Below are 14,644 nucleotides of genomic sequence, written 5' to 3'. Positions count from 1 at the left end.
GCGTAACCCGATGAAAAATGGTGGAAACCTCATTTTGCAGATGGGGGTTCCCCAGCAGTCGATCCACCCGCTTTATTTTGTTTTTAACCGATGCAGTTCCAGTCAAATGACGTCCGATACTGGTAAGCGTAAGGGATGCGCCATTTATTACAGCACTGGTTGCGTCAATCAGTGCTTTTTGACGGTAAAGATGCAGGGGCTTCAGTATATTCTTAAGAAATTTTCGGCATAATGAACGCGCAGGCATAGTGGTGATTTCCTTGAAATTGTTAGCACAATCAATTAGATCACATCACACTATGCCTGTCCCATTTTTCTGGGGATTCCTCAGGAGTTTCCTCCCCCTTGAGCTTAAGCCTCTTCGAGCGATGAATGCTCGTTAAGGTAGAGAATGGCATGATCAAGCACTTTTAATGAACGTTCGAGTTTGTCGGCATTCACAGAGATATATGTTGGGCAATCCTGTCGCCCGCTCATCAGGCAAACCGCCGCTGAAGAAAGGGCCTCTTCGGCGCGGTACAACGCCCCCCGCGATTCGCGATCCGGCATTTTGTTTAGCCGTTCCCCTTCATTACGAATCTCAAGAGCCAGAGCAAACAGACGTTCACGCAGACGATCGTTTTCGCTGACCGACATATAACCTTTTACCTTCCTCATCCGGGTGTAGGCCGCAAGGTCCGTTCTGACAGCAGTCAACTTCGTCAACAGACGACGAACAAGTTCATCAACGTTCATACATATTTCCTCCCCTGTCAGCCATTGGGTCAAGATAATAGTATGGCTGCTATTTGCACAAAATCATGCACGCGGTCAATAATTAATCGATATTGACAATCCTTTACAAAGAGGAGGCCAGCCAGGCGCGCCATCCGCCGTAAGACGTGATCTCCTGTGCTCCTTGCAAACCATAATTTTCACAAATAAATCCACTCAACCAGCAGCCATCTTCCAGCTCCACTTTACCCAGCCCAAGCGGCACCGGAATAGCGGCAAGGAAAGAGCCGACTTCGCTGTGCGGCAGTTCCCACACTTCCACGGCAATCGCCGCGCCCTGCTGCTCGTCACGCACCATACCTGGCCGTTTACCGTCTGCCAGCGCATATAACCGATAATGCGGCGCGCTACGGGTGGCGCGAAGTAAAGTCGCGCCCCGCTGACGCAACTGACCATTAAGCGCCAGCCCGTCCAGGTGTGCGCCACATACCACCAGCGCCAGCCGATCATGGCTCGCGGCGTTTGCCGAAACGGTAGCTGCCATTTTCCGCCCGCCGGGCAAGGCCAGTGATGCGTTGCGCTGCATCGCATCGGCAAGACTCAACAGATACTGATCGGTAAACGCGCGGCCAAACAGCGTAACGCCGGAAGGCAAGCTGTTGGCCATTATAGCGTTCGGCACAGCAACAGCGGCGTAATCCAGCAGGTTCATAAAATTGGTGTAATAGCCAAGATCGGCATTGCGTTTTACCGGTTCATCGGCCAGTTCCACCAGCGTTACCGGGCGCGGATAAGTCGGCGTCAGCACGCAGTCCAAATCGGTAAGTAGCGCGTCACACTGCGCTTTGTAGGCCTGTAAGCGGTATTGCGCATCAAACGTCGCCACCGCATCTGTAGATGGCGCATTGCTCAACACCGCTTTGATCACTGGCAGCACCGCATCAGGCTGTTTTTCAATCAGCGGCCCGACGACGTGGTAGCGCTCCGCCACCCACGGCCCTTCATACAACAGGCGCGCAGCGGCAAGGAACGGGGTGAAATCGAGCGTCACCGGTACACCGCCAAGCGACTCCAGACGCGCTTTTGCTGCATAAAACAGTGCTTCACTCTCTGTACAGCCGAGGAATTCCAGCGTAGCCGGAACGCCAAAACGGAAACCCGGCTGCGGCGCGCCAAAGGCCTGCGCACTGTTCCACGCCGGGTTACCACGGCTATAGGCATCTCGCGCGTCTTTCACTGCCGTTAGTGCCAGCAAGCGGCTGGCTTCAGCGGCGGTTGCGGTAAAAAAGGTTACGCAATCGAGCGTGCGACAGGCAGGCACTACACCCGCCGTGGAGATCAACCCTTTGGTTGCTTTCAGACCAACCAGATTATTGAGCGACGCCGGAACACGCCCGCTGCCTGCGGTATCCGTGCCAAGCGCAAAGCTTGCCAGCCCCAGCGCCACCGCCAGCGCCGATCCGGCACTGGAACCGCCCGCCGGATAATCAGCATGTACGCTGTTACGGCAGGCGCCATACGGTGAACGCGTGCCGTTCAGCCCGGTGGCAAACTGATCGAGATTGGTTTTCCCCAGCGGCACCGCACCCAACGCAATCAGTTGCGCGACGATGGTCGCATTCTGTTCTGCGGTATAGGCAAATGCCGGGCAGGCTGCGGTGGTGGGAATACCTGCCAGATCGATATTGTCTTTGATGGCGAACGGCACGCCATATAGCGGCAGCGACTCAGGCGGCACGTTATCCAGCGCGGCCAGGTACGGCTCCAGTTCCGCCGCGCTAAGCAGATAAATAAAGGTGTTGAATTCCGGGTTCAGCGCCAGCGCCCGCTCCCGCAGCGTCGCTATTACGCCGCGCGGCGATAAATGGCCATCGCGGTAAGCCTGCGCCAGTACATCAAGGCGTAAATCAAATGGCTGCATCATACTGTTTTCTCCAGAACCACCACACACTGACCCGCGCGCACCGAACTGCCCGGTTGCACGCGCACCTGGCTTACTACGCCGTCATGGGCGGCAAGCAACGGGATCTCCATCTTCATCGACTCCAGCACCACCAGCACATCGCCAGTGCGAACCTGGCTGCCCGGCGTGACATTCACCTGCCACAAATTACCGGAGATCGGGCTGTCGATGCCCTGTTGCCCCGGCTGTAACGGCACATCTTCGCCCTCTTCCGCCAGCGCTTCACTGCTGTCAAAATGTGCCTGGCCGCTGGCAATCCAGCGATCGCGTTCGGCGGCAAAAGCCCCCTGTTGATGCGCACGGAAAGCCTCAATACTTTGCGCTTCATCGGCAAGAAACTGCTGATATTCCGCCAGCTTCAGCGTGGTGTGCTCAATGCGCAGCGGATAACGCCCAAGCGGGAAGTCGCGACGAATAGTTAACAATTCATCGGCAGAAACCGGATAAAAACGGATTTGGTCGAAGAAACGCAGCAGCCACGGTTTACCGGCAAAATCGGCCACGGTATGGTAGCGATTCCACATTTGCAGCGTCCGCCCGACAAACTGGTAGCCGCCCGGCCCTTCCATGCCATACACGCAAAGGTACGCGCCACCAATGCCAACCGAGTTTTCCGCCGTCCAGGTGCGCGCCGGGTTGTACTTGGTAGTGACCAGCCGGTGACGCGGATCAAGCGGTGTCGCTACTGGCGCGCCAAGGTAGACATCACCCAGCCCCATCACCAGATAGCTGGCGTCAAATACCGTTTTGTAAACTTCATCAATATTCGCCAGATCGTTAATGCGGCGGATAAACTCCAGGTTGCTCGGGCACCACGGCGCATCGCGGCGCACGGTGGTCATATACTTGTCGATGGCTTTCTGGCACGCCGGGTCGTCCCACGAGAGCGGCAACCAGACAATGCGCGACGGCACATCCAGATCCTGGCGCTCACACACGCCCTGCCATAACCCGGCCACCATCTCCAGCAGTTGCGCCAGACCCAGCGCTTCCGGCTGGTAGTGAATTTGCAGCGAGCGAATGCCTGGCGTCAGATCGATAACCCCCGGCAGCGCCAGTGCTTCCAGCGCCTGCATTAAGGCGTGGGCGCGAAAACGCAGCACCAGATCCAGCTCCGGCTCGCCGATCTCCAGCAACAGATGCGTATCGCCGGAAAGCCGCGCCACCAGGCGCTTATCCGCCTCGCCGCAGTTCAGAACGATCGGCGAAGCCAGCGCCACAGGTTGCCACGCCACCACCTTCGGCTCGAGGGTGGCGATTTGCGCTTCCTGTGCCTGCGCCAGACGGCGCGCAGTGGCGATATCAACCGGGATAAAACGCACTTTATCGCCCGCCTTCAGTTGGCCGATGGCCGGTAGATCCGCATCAATAATGGTCACCGGACAGACAAAACCGCCAAGGCTTGGGCCGTCCGGGCCGAGAATCACTGGCATGTCGCCGGTAAAATCCACCGCGCCGATGGCATACGGGTTGTCGTGAATATTGGAAGGATGCAGGCCAGCTTCGCCGCCGCTGTCGCGCACCCACTCTGGTTTCGGGCCGATCAGGCGTACGCCAGTGCGGCTGGAGTTGAAATGCACTTCCCAGTCGGTTGCCAAAAAGGTCGCCATATACGCCGGGGTGAAATACTCCGGCGCACCGTGCGGGCCATAAATCACCCGCAGCTCACGCACCGGGGAAAGCTGTGTATGCAACGCCTGCGGCAACACCGTTTCGCCGCACGATGCCGTTAACGGTGCCAGATGCAGCACATCGCCGGTACGCAGCGCGCGCCCGGCATGGCCGCCAAACTGCCCCAGCGTAAAGGTGCTTTTGCTGCCCAGATACTCCGGTACCTGGAAGCCCCCGCGCAGGCAGAGGTAGCTGCGCACACCGTCACCGCTGATGTCGCCGATTTGCAGCGTCATCCCCGCCCGCAGCGTGAAGATACGGTTCATCGCCAGCGGCTCACCATCGAGCATCAGCGCAATATCCGCTCCGGTGACAACCGCCTGCGCATCACAGTTAAATTTCAGCGTCGGGCCGCTCAGGGTGATCTCCAGCACCGCCGCGTTGTCATCATTGCTCAGCAGACGGTTGCCGAGACGCAGCGCGCGGCTGTCCATCGGCCCGGATGGCGGCACGCCCACCGCCCAGTACCCTACACGTCCGGGATGATCCTGCACGGTGGTTTGCGTCCCGGCGCTCAGCACCTCCAGCGTGTGCGCCTGATACGTCAGCCCCTCAAGGCAGCGCGTCCAGGGTTCACCACAGGCGAACGGAGCAAAGGTTAAGATCTGCTGTAAATAGGTGCGGTTGGTCTCCACACCGTATAAACGGGTTGCGCCCAGCGCGTCGTGCAGCGCATTCACCGCAGCCTCACGCGTAGGCTGCCAGGCGATGATTTTCGCCAGCATCGGGTCGAAGAACGGCGGCACTTCACAGCCGGATTCTACCCAGCTATCGATGCGCAACGTCCGGCGATCGTTCGCCGGAAATGCCACATCAGTCAGTAAACCGGGTGATGGCTGGAACTGGCGGCCTGGATCTTCCGCATAAACCCGCGCCTGAATCGCGTGGCCGTTGGGCGTCAGGCTGTCGCGAAGCTGTGCCAGTGGTGGCAATTCCCCGGCGGCGAGCGCAATCATCCAACCCACCAGATCGACGCCCCACACCTGCTCGGTCACGCCGTGCTCCACCTGCAAACGGGTGTTCACTTCAAGGAAGTAAAACCGTTTGGCTTCACTGTCGTAGACAAACTCCACCGTGCCCGCGCTGCGGTAGTTGACCGCTTTGCCGAGTGTAATAGCGGCGCTGCACAGCGCCGCTTCCATGCCCGCTGGCAGGTTTGGCGCGGGTGTCTCTTCCAGCACTTTCTGGTTGCGACGCTGCACGGAACAATCGCGCACGCCAAGGGCAATCACCTCGCCTGCGCCATCGCCGAAGATCTGCACTTCCAGATGGCGGGCGCGGGCGATGTATTTCTCAATAAATACGCCCGCGTCGCTGAAGTTGTTTTTCCCCAACCGCACGACCGCGTCAAAGGCGTCATGTAATTCGGCCGCCGTCGTGCAGACGCGCATCCCAATGCCACCGCCTCCTGCCGTGCTTTTCAGCATCACCGGGTAGCCGACGATTTCTGCGGCGCGCAGCGCTTCATCCACATCCGCCAGCAGTTCAGTACCTTCCAGCATTGGTACGCCCTGTTTTTTCGCCAGTGCGCGAGCGGTATGTTTCAGGCCGAATACGCGCAGTTGCGCGGGCGTCGGGCCAACAAAGGCAATGCCTGCCGCTTCACAGGCTTCGGCAAACGCCGCGTTTTCAGAGAGGAAACCATAGCCGGGATGAATAGCCTGTGCCCCGCTCTCAGTGGCAGCGGCAATGATTTTTTCTGTCACCAGATAGGTAGCTGCTGCCGGGCCATCGCCGAGGCTAATCGCTTCGTCGGCCTCGCGGATATGCAGACTGCTTATATCGGCATCGGAATAGACGGCAACGCCACCAATCTGCATAGCACGTAAGGTGCGCAGGATACGGCAGGCAATTGCCCCGCGGTTAGCGATCAGGAGTTTTGTAAACATAGGTCAGACTCAATCGTGGCAGGTCGTCCCGCCGAACATTGGCTCACCGCATGGTCGTCCATGGGGAAAATGCGATTACAGCAGGATGCGTCCGGCGCGTACCGCACAGAGGTGGTAAAGCGCCAGGCGCAGGCGCTGCCAGCAATTTGGCGTCAGTTCCATACCAGTACCTCCGCAGGCGTCGGGTTCCAGCCATTGCACGGGTTGTTGAGTTGCGGGCAGTTGGAGATCAGCACAATGACATCGCACTCGGCGCGCAGTTCGACATATTTCCCCGGCGCGGAGATGCCATCTTCAAATGTCAGCCCACCCTGTGGTGTTACCGGCACGTTCATAAAGAAGTTGATGTTTGCGCCAATGTCACGCTTTTGCAGGCGGCCATCATGCAGGCAGGCGCAGAGGAAGTTATCGCGGCAACTGTGCATGTGCCGTTTATCCAGCGCATAACGCACGGTGTTGCTCTCCTGCGCGCAGGCGCCACCGAGGGTGTCGTGGCGACCGCAGGTATCAGCGACAATGGTCAGCAGCGGGTTGCCAAGGTTGGAGTACAGCACGCTGCCACTGGTGAGATAGGCGTTGTTCTGCCGACGCAACGTGCGCTGGGGATCGTAGCGTTCGCGCGGGTTCTGCGCATTGTAAAACAGCGTATCAATGGCCTGGTTTCCTTCCAGATCCAGCAGGCGCAGCGTCTGGCCTTTTTTCACTTCAAACAGATACGGTTCACCCGCCGGGATCACATGGCGGAAAACGGCATGCTGGGCTTGTTTTTCGCTGGCAACAGTCATTGTACGGCTCCTTACAGGGCGAAAAGTTGGGTATTGGTGAAGGCGCGGCTGTTTTCCGGGCGCGTCAGCAGGGTATTGATCATCGCCTGCTCATCGTCGGCCTGCCGCCAGATCAGTTGTACCGGACGCGGTGCATACTCGCGGGAAGGGTCCATCGGATGTTGCAGCGCAGTCAGCACCACCAGCACATCCATCGGCGCAAATAGTTCGACATAGCTTCCCGGTTGAGAATGGCCGCGGTGGAAAGTGAACTGGCCGTTGTCATCGACCGACACTTTGCTGAAGAAGTTAACCACCATTAGCAGATCTTCGAGGTTGAGATCCCACTTGCCCATCTCCACCAGCAGGTTATCCGCACCGTTACGGAAGAAGCCGTTGCGCAGTTCCTGGTAGCGCCCCTGGCCGTACTTTTCCGCTACTTCGGCCGCATTCAGCACGCCGCCAAAGGGATCGTGCCAGCCGCTGGTATCGGCAGTGATACCCGCCAGCACGCGTCCCATATCCGAGTAGAAACAGTGCCCGGCCGTCAGGCGCGCGGTGTGCTGGCCTTTCAGGGTATCCGGCAGGTTCAGGCGCTCACTTTTTTCATGGGCGTTGAGCATCATCAGGCTGACGTTTGCGCCGCCTTCGATGTCAGTCATACGCAGGAGCTGCCCGCGTTTGAGAATAAAGGAGAGATGGCCGCCACCAGGCAGGATCTCGTCGCGAAGAACAGACGTTGGGTTCACAGGATTATCTCCTTAATGTGTAGATGTTATCGGGCTTCGCGCCGCTCATCGCGGAGAGCCGCGTTTCGTTGAGCGGGATGTCATAGGTGATGCGTGCACCGAAGGCATTGGGCGCCTGCGGATCAATACGCACCTTGTCGAACACCAGCAGACGGGTGCCGAGGTTGAAGCCTTCAGAAAGATCGTGGGTTACCATAAAGACCGTCATGCGGGTTTCACTCCACAGTTGCAGCAGCAGTGCATGCATCTCTTTACGGATCCCGGGGTCAAGCGCGCCAAATGGCTCATCCAGCAGCAGGACGCGCGGTTGCATAATAAAAGCCTGAGCGATGGCTAAACGCTGTTGCATACCGCCGGAGAGCTGCGCCGGATATTTCTTCAGCGCGTGGCCAAGACCGACTTTTTCCAGCAATTCTCTGGCCTGCTCGCGGGCCGCGTGTTTTTTCGCGCCAAAGAGACGTCCAAAGAACGGGGATTGCGGCAGTTCGAGGCCAATGGTGACGTTATCCAGCACCGTGAGATGCGGGAACACTGAGTAGCGCTGGAACACCACGCCACGGCTGCGATCCGGTTCGGCGCTCAGCGGTTTTCCCTCCAGCGTGATAACGCCCCGGCTCGGCCTTTCCTGGCCCAGTAGCAGGCGCAGAAAAGTTGATTTGCCACAGCCGGACGCGCCGACCATTGAGCAAAACTCCCCCTCTTTCACCTGCAAGTTCAGGCGCTCCAGCACCACGTGGTCGCCGTACTCCTGCCAGATATTGTCGATAGTGATAAAGCTCATGCCTTCCCTCCTTCCGCCCAGGGAAAACAGGTTTTGTGTAACTGACGTAGCGCCAGATCCATCAGCCACGCCAGCAATGTGATCCACAGGACGTACGGGATGATGATGTCCATTGCCATATAGCGACGCACAAGGAAAATGCGGTAGCCCAGCCCGGCGGTTGAGGAAATCGCCTCTGCCGAGATGAGAAACAGCCACGCCGAACCCAGCAGCAGACGCAGCGACATCAGCAGGCGTGACAGCAACTGCGGCAACACCACCCGCAGAACCAGCGTCCAGCTATTGGCGCCAAGGGTCTGCGCTTTGATCAGTATCTCCGCCGGGATTTCGCAGGCGCGCTGCTCCAGATCGCGGGCCAGCATCGGCGTGATGCCAATAACAATCAGCATCACTTTCGACAGCTCATCGAGGCCGAAAACGATAAACAGCACCGGTAAAATCGCCAGCGGAGGGATCATCGACAGCACCGTCATTAGCGGCGACAACGAGGCCCGCCATAGTGGGAAAACGCCGGAAGTGATGCCAATGCACAGACCGATCACCGAGGCGATAGCCAGGCCTATCAACAAGCGGCCGAGGCTCACCAGTGTGTCCATCCAGAACAGGTATTCGCCGCTGCGTTTATCCGGGGTAAACGCCATCCGTGAAAGTGCGTCCAGCATCTGTTGCAGGCCGGGTAGCAGCTTGTCCTGGGGGTTGGCCTCCAGCCGTACTGCCGAGCCCATAAAATATGTGGCCAGCAACAGGACAAAAGGCAGCAGGATCAGCAGCGTCCGCATGCCAGGGGTGGGATGGCGATTAATTTGTCGCATGGCGAACTCCGTCAGTTATCACAGCTTGCCGGCAGCGGCCATCTTCACGAAGCTGTCGTCAAAGCGCAGTTTCACGTTATTCGCGTCGCCCTGCGTGACATTGCCGGGGAAGGTCATACCGATAAAATCCGCGCTCTGCGCACCATCGCCGAGCAGGCCTTTCTCAAAGGAGAATGACGCAACACGCTGCATGGTTTTCGCCAGCTCCGCTGACGTCACAAAAGCAATGTTGTCCGCCGGGGTATAGAACAGGTGGGTGGTTTTCAGTTGTGCCTGGTAACCGGCCAGATCGGTGCCGGAAGCGGCGGCCATCGAATTAAGTGCCGTGGCGTCCTGCGCCTTCATCAGCCCCATCATTTCGTACCACGCGCCAGTCAGCGCTTTGCCCAGCGCCGGGTTATCTTTCAGGGTAGCGCTGTTGACCACCATCATATCGATCAACTCGCCCGGCACCTGCGAGGAGCTAAAGACTTCGGTGGTTTTCGGTGTGGCTTTAATCACGGAAAGCTGCGGGTTCCAGGCGACGGTAGCCTGCACGTTTGGCGTGCCAAATGCCGAGACAATATCCGCATCGGAGGTGTTCACCACGGTGACGTCTTTCTCCGCCAGCCCGGCTTTTTCCAGCCCGCGCACCAGCAGATAGTGGGAAACGGAGAGTTCTGGCAAGTAGACTTTCATCCCTTTCAAATCTTTGAGGGTTTTACCCTCGCCTTTCATCACGATGCCATCGTTGCCTTCGGAGTAACTGCCGAGGATCAGCGCCGTACTGTCAACACCGCCCGCTGCCGGAATGGTCAGCGCATCCATATTCGTCATGGTGCAGCCATCGAACTGGCCAGCGGTGTACTGGTTGATGGATTCGACATAGTCGTTCAGTTGCACGATATTGATCTTGATACCGTATTTACTGGCCCACTTATCAATGATTTTGCTACTGCTGATGGTGCCCCACGGCATCCATCCGGCGTAAATGGTCCAGCAGACATTGAACTCTTTTTTCACGGCGGCAAAGGTGGGGAGACTGACCAGCATCGCCAGCGACAACACGAGAGAGCGGAACAATGGAGATTTTTTCATTCTTGACCTCTGATTGGCACAAAATTAGGGGGCTGCGCGACACCCAATGGTGCTGCTGTCTCCCGGGTTTTTGTCCCGCCGTGTAACCTCGCAGAGGTCGCCAGCTCTTGGACCAGTCATTCACCAAAGTGAACCGGAACCCTAGCCAGCTATTTTCAAATTGTGTGTTGCACTGCGATCTCGCTTTTGCAAGCGCTGTGCCAGGTTGTTTTTGCTTTATCGTCATAACGTTAGCGATTTGTTGCGTTACGCTATCCCTGTTTTGGTGAGCCACTACAAGGCACTGCACCATGCTGGTGCTGCGGCGCAAGTGGCGGGAATGCGTTTAGCTGGTGTATTGTTTTTAAACGATTAATCACGCAGACGGATATTCGTAATATGCTCAAAATCCTTGGTAAAACCTCTTCGGTCAATGTGCGTAAAGTGTTGTGGACCTGTGAGGAAGTGGGACTGGATTATTTACAGGAGGATTACGGCAGCGGTTTTACCTCTACCGAGACCGACGCATTCCGCACCCTGAACCCGAACGCCATGGTCCCCGTCCTGCTGGATGATGAGTTTGTGCTGTGGGAATCGAACTCGATTTGCCGATACCTGGCGCGTAAAACGGGCCGCCGCGATCTGCTGCCTGCCGAACCGCAGGCCTGCGCCATGGTGGAGCACTGGATGGACTGGCAGGCCACCGAGTTTAACAACGCCTGGCGCTATGTATTCCCCGCGCTGGCGCGCAAAAACCCGGCCTTTAACGATCCAAAAGCCATTGAGGCGGGTATCAAAGAGTGGAACCACTGCATTGGCATTCTGGAGCAGCAACTGCAACGCACCGACGCCTTTGCTGCGGGCGATACTTTTACGCTGGCGGATATAGTGCTGGGGCTGTCGGTGAACCGATGGAAAATGACGCCGTTTGAACATCCGCAGGTGCCCGCTATCGACACGTGGTTTGCGCGGCTGAGCCAGCGCCCGGCGTTTTTGCGCCATGGTAATAATGGGATGGCGTAGCCAGTATGCAGGCCACTTTTGCGAGTTGCTAACAACTTCATTGCCCCATCCGCTGACCATGCTGAATGATATGCCGGAGCTCAATGGCTCCGGCAGTTTGACTCAGAGAAACACGTCGAGCGCCACCACCCCGTCATCGGTACGCAGCCAGCGCGGCATTTTCAGCGTATCGGCAAAGAAACCGACCAGCGTAGACAGCAAATCGCCCATGACACGTTGCTGACTACTCGCCAGCAAGCCGCTCATCAATAACTGCGTTAGCAACTGGCAGTAGCGACACAACTGATCGCTTTCGGCCTCAAACACCGGGGATCGCGTAGGGAAATGATCAACAGTCAGACTGGCTTTGATAGCGTCGGGAACAGGTTCCTGCAACGTGGATTGCAGTAGCCCGAGGCAGGCAGAGAGCCGCCCGCAGAGCGCCATTTTATGCGCCGGATCGTCGCACTCCACTATCACTTCGGTAAAACGTTCGCAGTTATCTGCAAGCTCGGTGAAATCGGTAGCGTAATGAAAAGGGACAGTCAGTAATGCAAGTGGAAAGGTTGAGGGTGTAGCCATAAGAATCGCCTTCTGTATGTGGTATATATCCGCCCCCAGAGAGGCTAATCTCGCGGGTGGCGGAACCGGACAGGGTTAGCCTTACCGGCCATACAGAAACCGGCGCGTCTTGCGACGCCCCCGTCCGGCCCACCATAGTGATGCAGCCAGACGCGCGACACTTCTACTGCGTGTCGCCTGTATGGTCTTCAGGAGGCTAATCCCGACGCCTGATTTTGCAGGCGCGGTGTAACCATAAGGGGAGTCATTACAAGCGACAAGAGATTATAGCTAACTTTCTGAACTGATTGCTATTGTTGGAAGCATGCTCGCAAAATTATGCAACAGAGTGGTTGTAAACGGGGTTTAATGCCGCAACAGTGCGGCATCTTTATTAACGTTATTCACTGGCCGGGTTCTGATAAATATCCGGTCGGGCAATCGACCAGGCATAATTTGGTCTATTGATTGGCTGATAGCCAAATTTTTCATACAGCCAGGGCGCGGTGCTGGTAAACAGCATAATGCGGCGTAATTTCTCAAACAGTGGATGCGCATGCCAACAGGCGATCAGCCAGCGCCCAAGATCCCGGCCCTGGTATTCTTCCAGCACATACACATCACAGAGATACGCAAAGGTGGCGTAATCGGTAATCAGGCGGGCAAAACCGATCTGCGCGCCGTCATGGAAAAGGCCAAAATTGAGGCTGTTTTGCACTGACAATGCCACCGTCTCTCTGTCGATGCCCGCAGCCCAGGTCGACCGCGTCAGATAGCAGTGAATTTCCGTAATATCCTGTTTTTCTACGTCAGTAGTGATCAGAAAGCCGTCTTTATGCCACTCATGTACCATCTTCCCCGCCCTCACCAGATGAAAAACCCATCATGGCATGAAATTTATCCACCAGAGAAGTGGCTAACGTCCAGGCAATACCACCGCGATGTTAAAAATGCGCGGCGCGTAAATTGTCGTCCCTTTCACAGCCATTGTGAACACTAACGGGTATAAATACCTCATCCCGGTCATACACAAGGAAATGAGATGAAAAAATGGCAATTTTACGTCAATGACATCACAGTGAATGTCCATGACAAAAACACAGTGTCTGCAGAAAAGCATCGGCAATTGAAAGCGGAAGGTTTTCATAAAATGCCTTTTGAGACCGAAGCCGAAAATGAAGCGCAGGCGGTGGATAAGATGTTGCAGCATTTCAAAGATAACACTGCCGCCCTTGAAGAGTTCGTCAAAGATTACTGCATTCCCGCCACGATTTTTGAACTGATTTACGTCGTAACTCGATAAAGCAAAGGTCGCAAGCGTGGCCTTTTTATTCTCCTTAGCGCAGCGTATACGAGGGGCTAAATGTCAGAGCCTGTTGAGACTTATATTTTGGCTAAAAGATTACTGGGCTCTGATATGTTTGGTCTGAATGCCGTTGTGATGTGGTTACCGGTTAGCCATCTTAAGGGCTATTGCGGCGTTTGATCTACCTGAACCTAAGGGTAATGATTTGTTTCAATGATTAGTAGCGGTATATCTCAAAGTGGGAAGTACTGGCAAGAAAACTGGGAATACCATTTAGATATGCTTGAACCATTCTTCTGCGGACATCTTTTTAAAACTCATATATCACGTCGTCCTCAGCCATATTCAATATCTGAACTACAAGATACAGTCAATCTAATATTGGTGTTTTTATGGGTTTTAATCTTTGTCATTTCAATATCCCAAACCTCATTAACTACCTGGCAGCAACTTACAGTTTTAGGAATTGCCTTCATAATGATTACCTACAAATTAAAATATAATCCTTTTTGTAGTCCCTCCGGTTTTTAGTACCACCGCCAATGAGGATCTCCGGCCAGTTTTTGCCTCGCATAGATAACGGGTGGAATATTACCCAGTGAGCTATGGGGGCGTTCCTCGTTATATTCTGTGCGCCAGTTTTCTGTTAGTGCGCGCACTTCAGATAATGTTCTGAACAGATACATATCGAGTATTTCTGTTCGCAGCGTTTTGTTAAATCGTTCAATAAACCCATTTTGCATCGGCTTGCCGGGCTGAATAAAATCCAGTATCACGCCATGGCGCTCCGCCCATTCGGCTAAAGCGGTAGCGGTGAGTTCTGGCCCGTTATCACTTCGAATAAAAGCCGGGTAGCCTCGCTCTGAGCTTAATCGTTCCAGAATGCGCACAACACGATGAGCAGGGATATTTAAATCCACTTCGACTGCCAGCGCTTCCCGATTAAAATCATCCACCACATTGAACAACCTGAAACGTCGTCCATCTGTCAGGGCATCACTCATAAAATCAACTGACCAACAGTGATTCATTTTATGTGGAATAACCAGCGGCTGCGGGTGCCTGTTGGGGAGACGTTTTTTTCCCTTGCGTTTCAGATTCAACTTTAACAATCGGTATACCCGGTAAACCCGTTTCGCATTCCACAACTTGCCACTCTGACGCAACTTGTCGAACATAAGGCCGAAGCCATATGCCGGGTACTGATTTGCCAGGCTTTGCAGTGCCTCAACCACCGGCCTGTCCCGCGAAGTATCCGGACAGTAATGTAAAAGGCTCCTGCTGATACCGATGAGCCGGCACCCGCGACGCTCGCTGGCCTGATGTTTCGTCATAACGTAACGCACCAGCTCACGCTTCTCAGGCACCGTCAGAGT

General features: G+C 55.8%; 14 protein-coding genes, 1 pseudogene and 1 riboswitch. Of the genes and pseudogenes, 3 read left to right on the top strand and 12 right to left on the bottom strand.

What is annotated here, in order from left to right; translation table 11 throughout:
- The 9 genes and pseudogenes from GA0061070_RS23150 to GA0061070_RS23110 all read right to left on the bottom strand — a co-directional run.
- A pseudogene (locus tag GA0061070_RS23150) lies at positions 1-247 on the bottom strand (IS4-like element ISEc60 family transposase); the annotation flags it as partial.
- Positions 248-351: 104 nt separating this feature from the next.
- Positions 352-735 carry a biofilm formation regulator BssR gene (locus tag GA0061070_RS23145; RefSeq protein WP_090138776.1) on the bottom strand — a complete coding sequence of 128 codons (384 nt, stop codon included), beginning with the start codon at positions 733-735 and terminating at the stop codon, positions 352-354.
- A 103-nt stretch (positions 736-838) separates the two neighbouring features.
- The gene (atzF, locus tag GA0061070_RS23140) at positions 839-2,638 is read right to left on the bottom strand and encodes an allophanate hydrolase (RefSeq protein WP_090138774.1); all 1,800 of its coding nucleotides are present in this window, start codon (positions 2,636-2,638) and stop codon (positions 839-841) included.
- A complete protein-coding gene (gene uca, locus GA0061070_RS23135) occupies positions 2,635-6,237 on the bottom strand; it encodes an urea carboxylase (RefSeq protein ID WP_090138771.1) in 3,603 nt (1,200 codons plus the stop codon). Before uca ends, atzF begins: the two co-directional genes overlap by 4 nt.
- A gap of 152 nt (positions 6,238-6,389) precedes the next feature.
- Complete coding sequence (locus GA0061070_RS23130; protein ID WP_090138769.1) at positions 6,390-7,022, bottom strand: urea amidolyase associated protein UAAP2; 633 nt, start codon at positions 7,020-7,022, stop codon at positions 6,390-6,392.
- 11 nt (positions 7,023-7,033) lie between these two features.
- Positions 7,034-7,750, bottom strand: a complete 717-nt coding sequence (locus GA0061070_RS23125; protein WP_090138767.1) for an urea amidolyase associated protein UAAP1 — start codon at positions 7,748-7,750, stop codon at positions 7,034-7,036.
- 4 nt (positions 7,751-7,754) lie between these two features.
- On the bottom strand, positions 7,755-8,531 hold the full coding sequence (locus tag GA0061070_RS23120; protein WP_090138764.1) for an ABC transporter ATP-binding protein: 777 nt from the start codon (positions 8,529-8,531) through the stop codon (positions 7,755-7,757).
- Positions 8,528-9,343: an ABC transporter permease gene (locus GA0061070_RS23115; protein ID WP_090138763.1), complete on the bottom strand. Its 816-nt coding sequence runs from the start codon at positions 9,341-9,343 to the stop codon at positions 8,528-8,530. The genes GA0061070_RS23120 and GA0061070_RS23115 overlap by 4 nt, the downstream gene beginning before the upstream one ends.
- Before the next feature lie 18 nt (positions 9,344-9,361).
- On the bottom strand, positions 9,362-10,420 hold the full coding sequence (locus GA0061070_RS23110) for a putative urea ABC transporter substrate-binding protein (RefSeq protein WP_090138760.1): 1,059 nt from the start codon (positions 10,418-10,420) through the stop codon (positions 9,362-9,364).
- Positions 10,421-10,477: 57 nt separating this feature from the next.
- Positions 10,478-10,576, bottom strand: a riboswitch (guanidine-I (ykkC/yxkD leader).
- 222 nt (positions 10,577-10,798) lie between these two features.
- Here GA0061070_RS23110 and GA0061070_RS23105 point away from each other — a divergent pair.
- The gene (locus GA0061070_RS23105; RefSeq protein ID WP_090138758.1) at positions 10,799-11,422 is read left to right on the top strand and encodes a glutathione S-transferase family protein; all 624 of its coding nucleotides are present in this window, start codon (positions 10,799-10,801) and stop codon (positions 11,420-11,422) included.
- A 102-nt stretch (positions 11,423-11,524) separates the two neighbouring features.
- On the opposite strand, the gene GA0061070_RS23100 is transcribed toward GA0061070_RS23105, so the two are convergent.
- Together GA0061070_RS23100 and GA0061070_RS23095 are read right to left on the bottom strand one after the other, a co-directional pair.
- Positions 11,525-11,983, bottom strand: coding sequence for a hypothetical protein (locus tag GA0061070_RS23100; RefSeq protein WP_090138756.1), 459 nt, complete (start codon positions 11,981-11,983; stop codon positions 11,525-11,527).
- 379 nt (positions 11,984-12,362) lie between these two features.
- Positions 12,363-12,815, bottom strand: coding sequence for a GNAT family N-acetyltransferase (locus GA0061070_RS23095; protein ID WP_090138753.1), 453 nt, complete (start codon positions 12,813-12,815; stop codon positions 12,363-12,365).
- A 189-nt stretch (positions 12,816-13,004) separates the two neighbouring features.
- Here GA0061070_RS23095 and GA0061070_RS23090 point away from each other — a divergent pair, with 189 nt between their 5' ends.
- Together GA0061070_RS23090 and GA0061070_RS26155 are read left to right on the top strand one after the other, a co-directional pair.
- Complete coding sequence (locus GA0061070_RS23090; protein WP_090138751.1) at positions 13,005-13,265, top strand: hypothetical protein; 261 nt, start codon at positions 13,005-13,007, stop codon at positions 13,263-13,265.
- Between the two features lie 216 nt (positions 13,266-13,481).
- Positions 13,482-13,799, top strand: a complete 318-nt coding sequence (locus GA0061070_RS26155; protein WP_482183494.1) for a RipA family octameric membrane protein — start codon at positions 13,482-13,484, stop codon at positions 13,797-13,799.
- Here GA0061070_RS26155 and GA0061070_RS23085 read toward each other — a convergent pair.
- A partial coding sequence (locus GA0061070_RS23085; protein WP_090138748.1) for an IS3 family transposase occupies positions 13,796-14,644 on the bottom strand: 849 nt, incomplete at its 5' end. The two genes, GA0061070_RS26155 and GA0061070_RS23085, sit on opposite strands and share 4 nt — an antisense overlap.

Origin of the sequence: Kosakonia oryziphila (assembly GCF_900094795.1) — a bacterium.
Classification (GTDB): Bacteria; Pseudomonadota; Gammaproteobacteria; order Enterobacterales; family Enterobacteriaceae; genus Kosakonia; species Kosakonia oryziphila.
Note: the sequence above shows the minus strand (reverse complement) of the source record. Positions and strands in the feature narration are given on the sequence as shown.

What these genes read in the sequence shown, in the direction of transcription:
- GA0061070_RS23145 (WP_090138776.1), bottom strand. Translation starts at nt 735, where the DNA reads ATGAACGTTGATGAACTTGTTCGTCGTCTGTTGACGAAGTTGACTGCT.
- atzF (WP_090138774.1), bottom strand. Translation starts at nt 2,638, where the DNA reads ATGATGCAGCCATTTGATTTACGCCTTGATGTACTGGCGCAGGCTTAC.
- uca (WP_090138771.1), bottom strand. Translation starts at nt 6,237, where the DNA reads ATGTTTACAAAACTCCTGATCGCTAACCGCGGGGCAATTGCCTGCCGT.
- GA0061070_RS23130 (WP_090138769.1), bottom strand. Translation starts at nt 7,022, where the DNA reads ATGACTGTTGCCAGCGAAAAACAAGCCCAGCATGCCGTTTTCCGCCAT.
- GA0061070_RS23120 (WP_090138764.1), bottom strand. Translation starts at nt 8,531, where the DNA reads ATGAGCTTTATCACTATCGACAATATCTGGCAGGAGTACGGCGACCAC.
- GA0061070_RS23115 (WP_090138763.1), bottom strand. Translation starts at nt 9,343, where the DNA reads ATGCGACAAATTAATCGCCATCCCACCCCTGGCATGCGGACGCTGCTG.
- GA0061070_RS23110 (WP_090138760.1), bottom strand. Translation starts at nt 10,420, where the DNA reads ATGAAAAAATCTCCATTGTTCCGCTCTCTCGTGTTGTCGCTGGCGATG.
- GA0061070_RS23105 (WP_090138758.1), top strand. Translation starts at nt 10,799, where the DNA reads ATGCTCAAAATCCTTGGTAAAACCTCTTCGGTCAATGTGCGTAAAGTG.
- GA0061070_RS23100 (WP_090138756.1), bottom strand. Translation starts at nt 11,983, where the DNA reads ATGGCTACACCCTCAACCTTTCCACTTGCATTACTGACTGTCCCTTTT.
- GA0061070_RS23095 (WP_090138753.1), bottom strand. Translation starts at nt 12,815, where the DNA reads ATGGTACATGAGTGGCATAAAGACGGCTTTCTGATCACTACTGACGTA.
- GA0061070_RS23090 (WP_090138751.1), top strand. Translation starts at nt 13,005, where the DNA reads ATGAAAAAATGGCAATTTTACGTCAATGACATCACAGTGAATGTCCAT.
- GA0061070_RS26155 (WP_482183494.1), top strand. Translation starts at nt 13,482, where the DNA reads ATGATTAGTAGCGGTATATCTCAAAGTGGGAAGTACTGGCAAGAAAAC.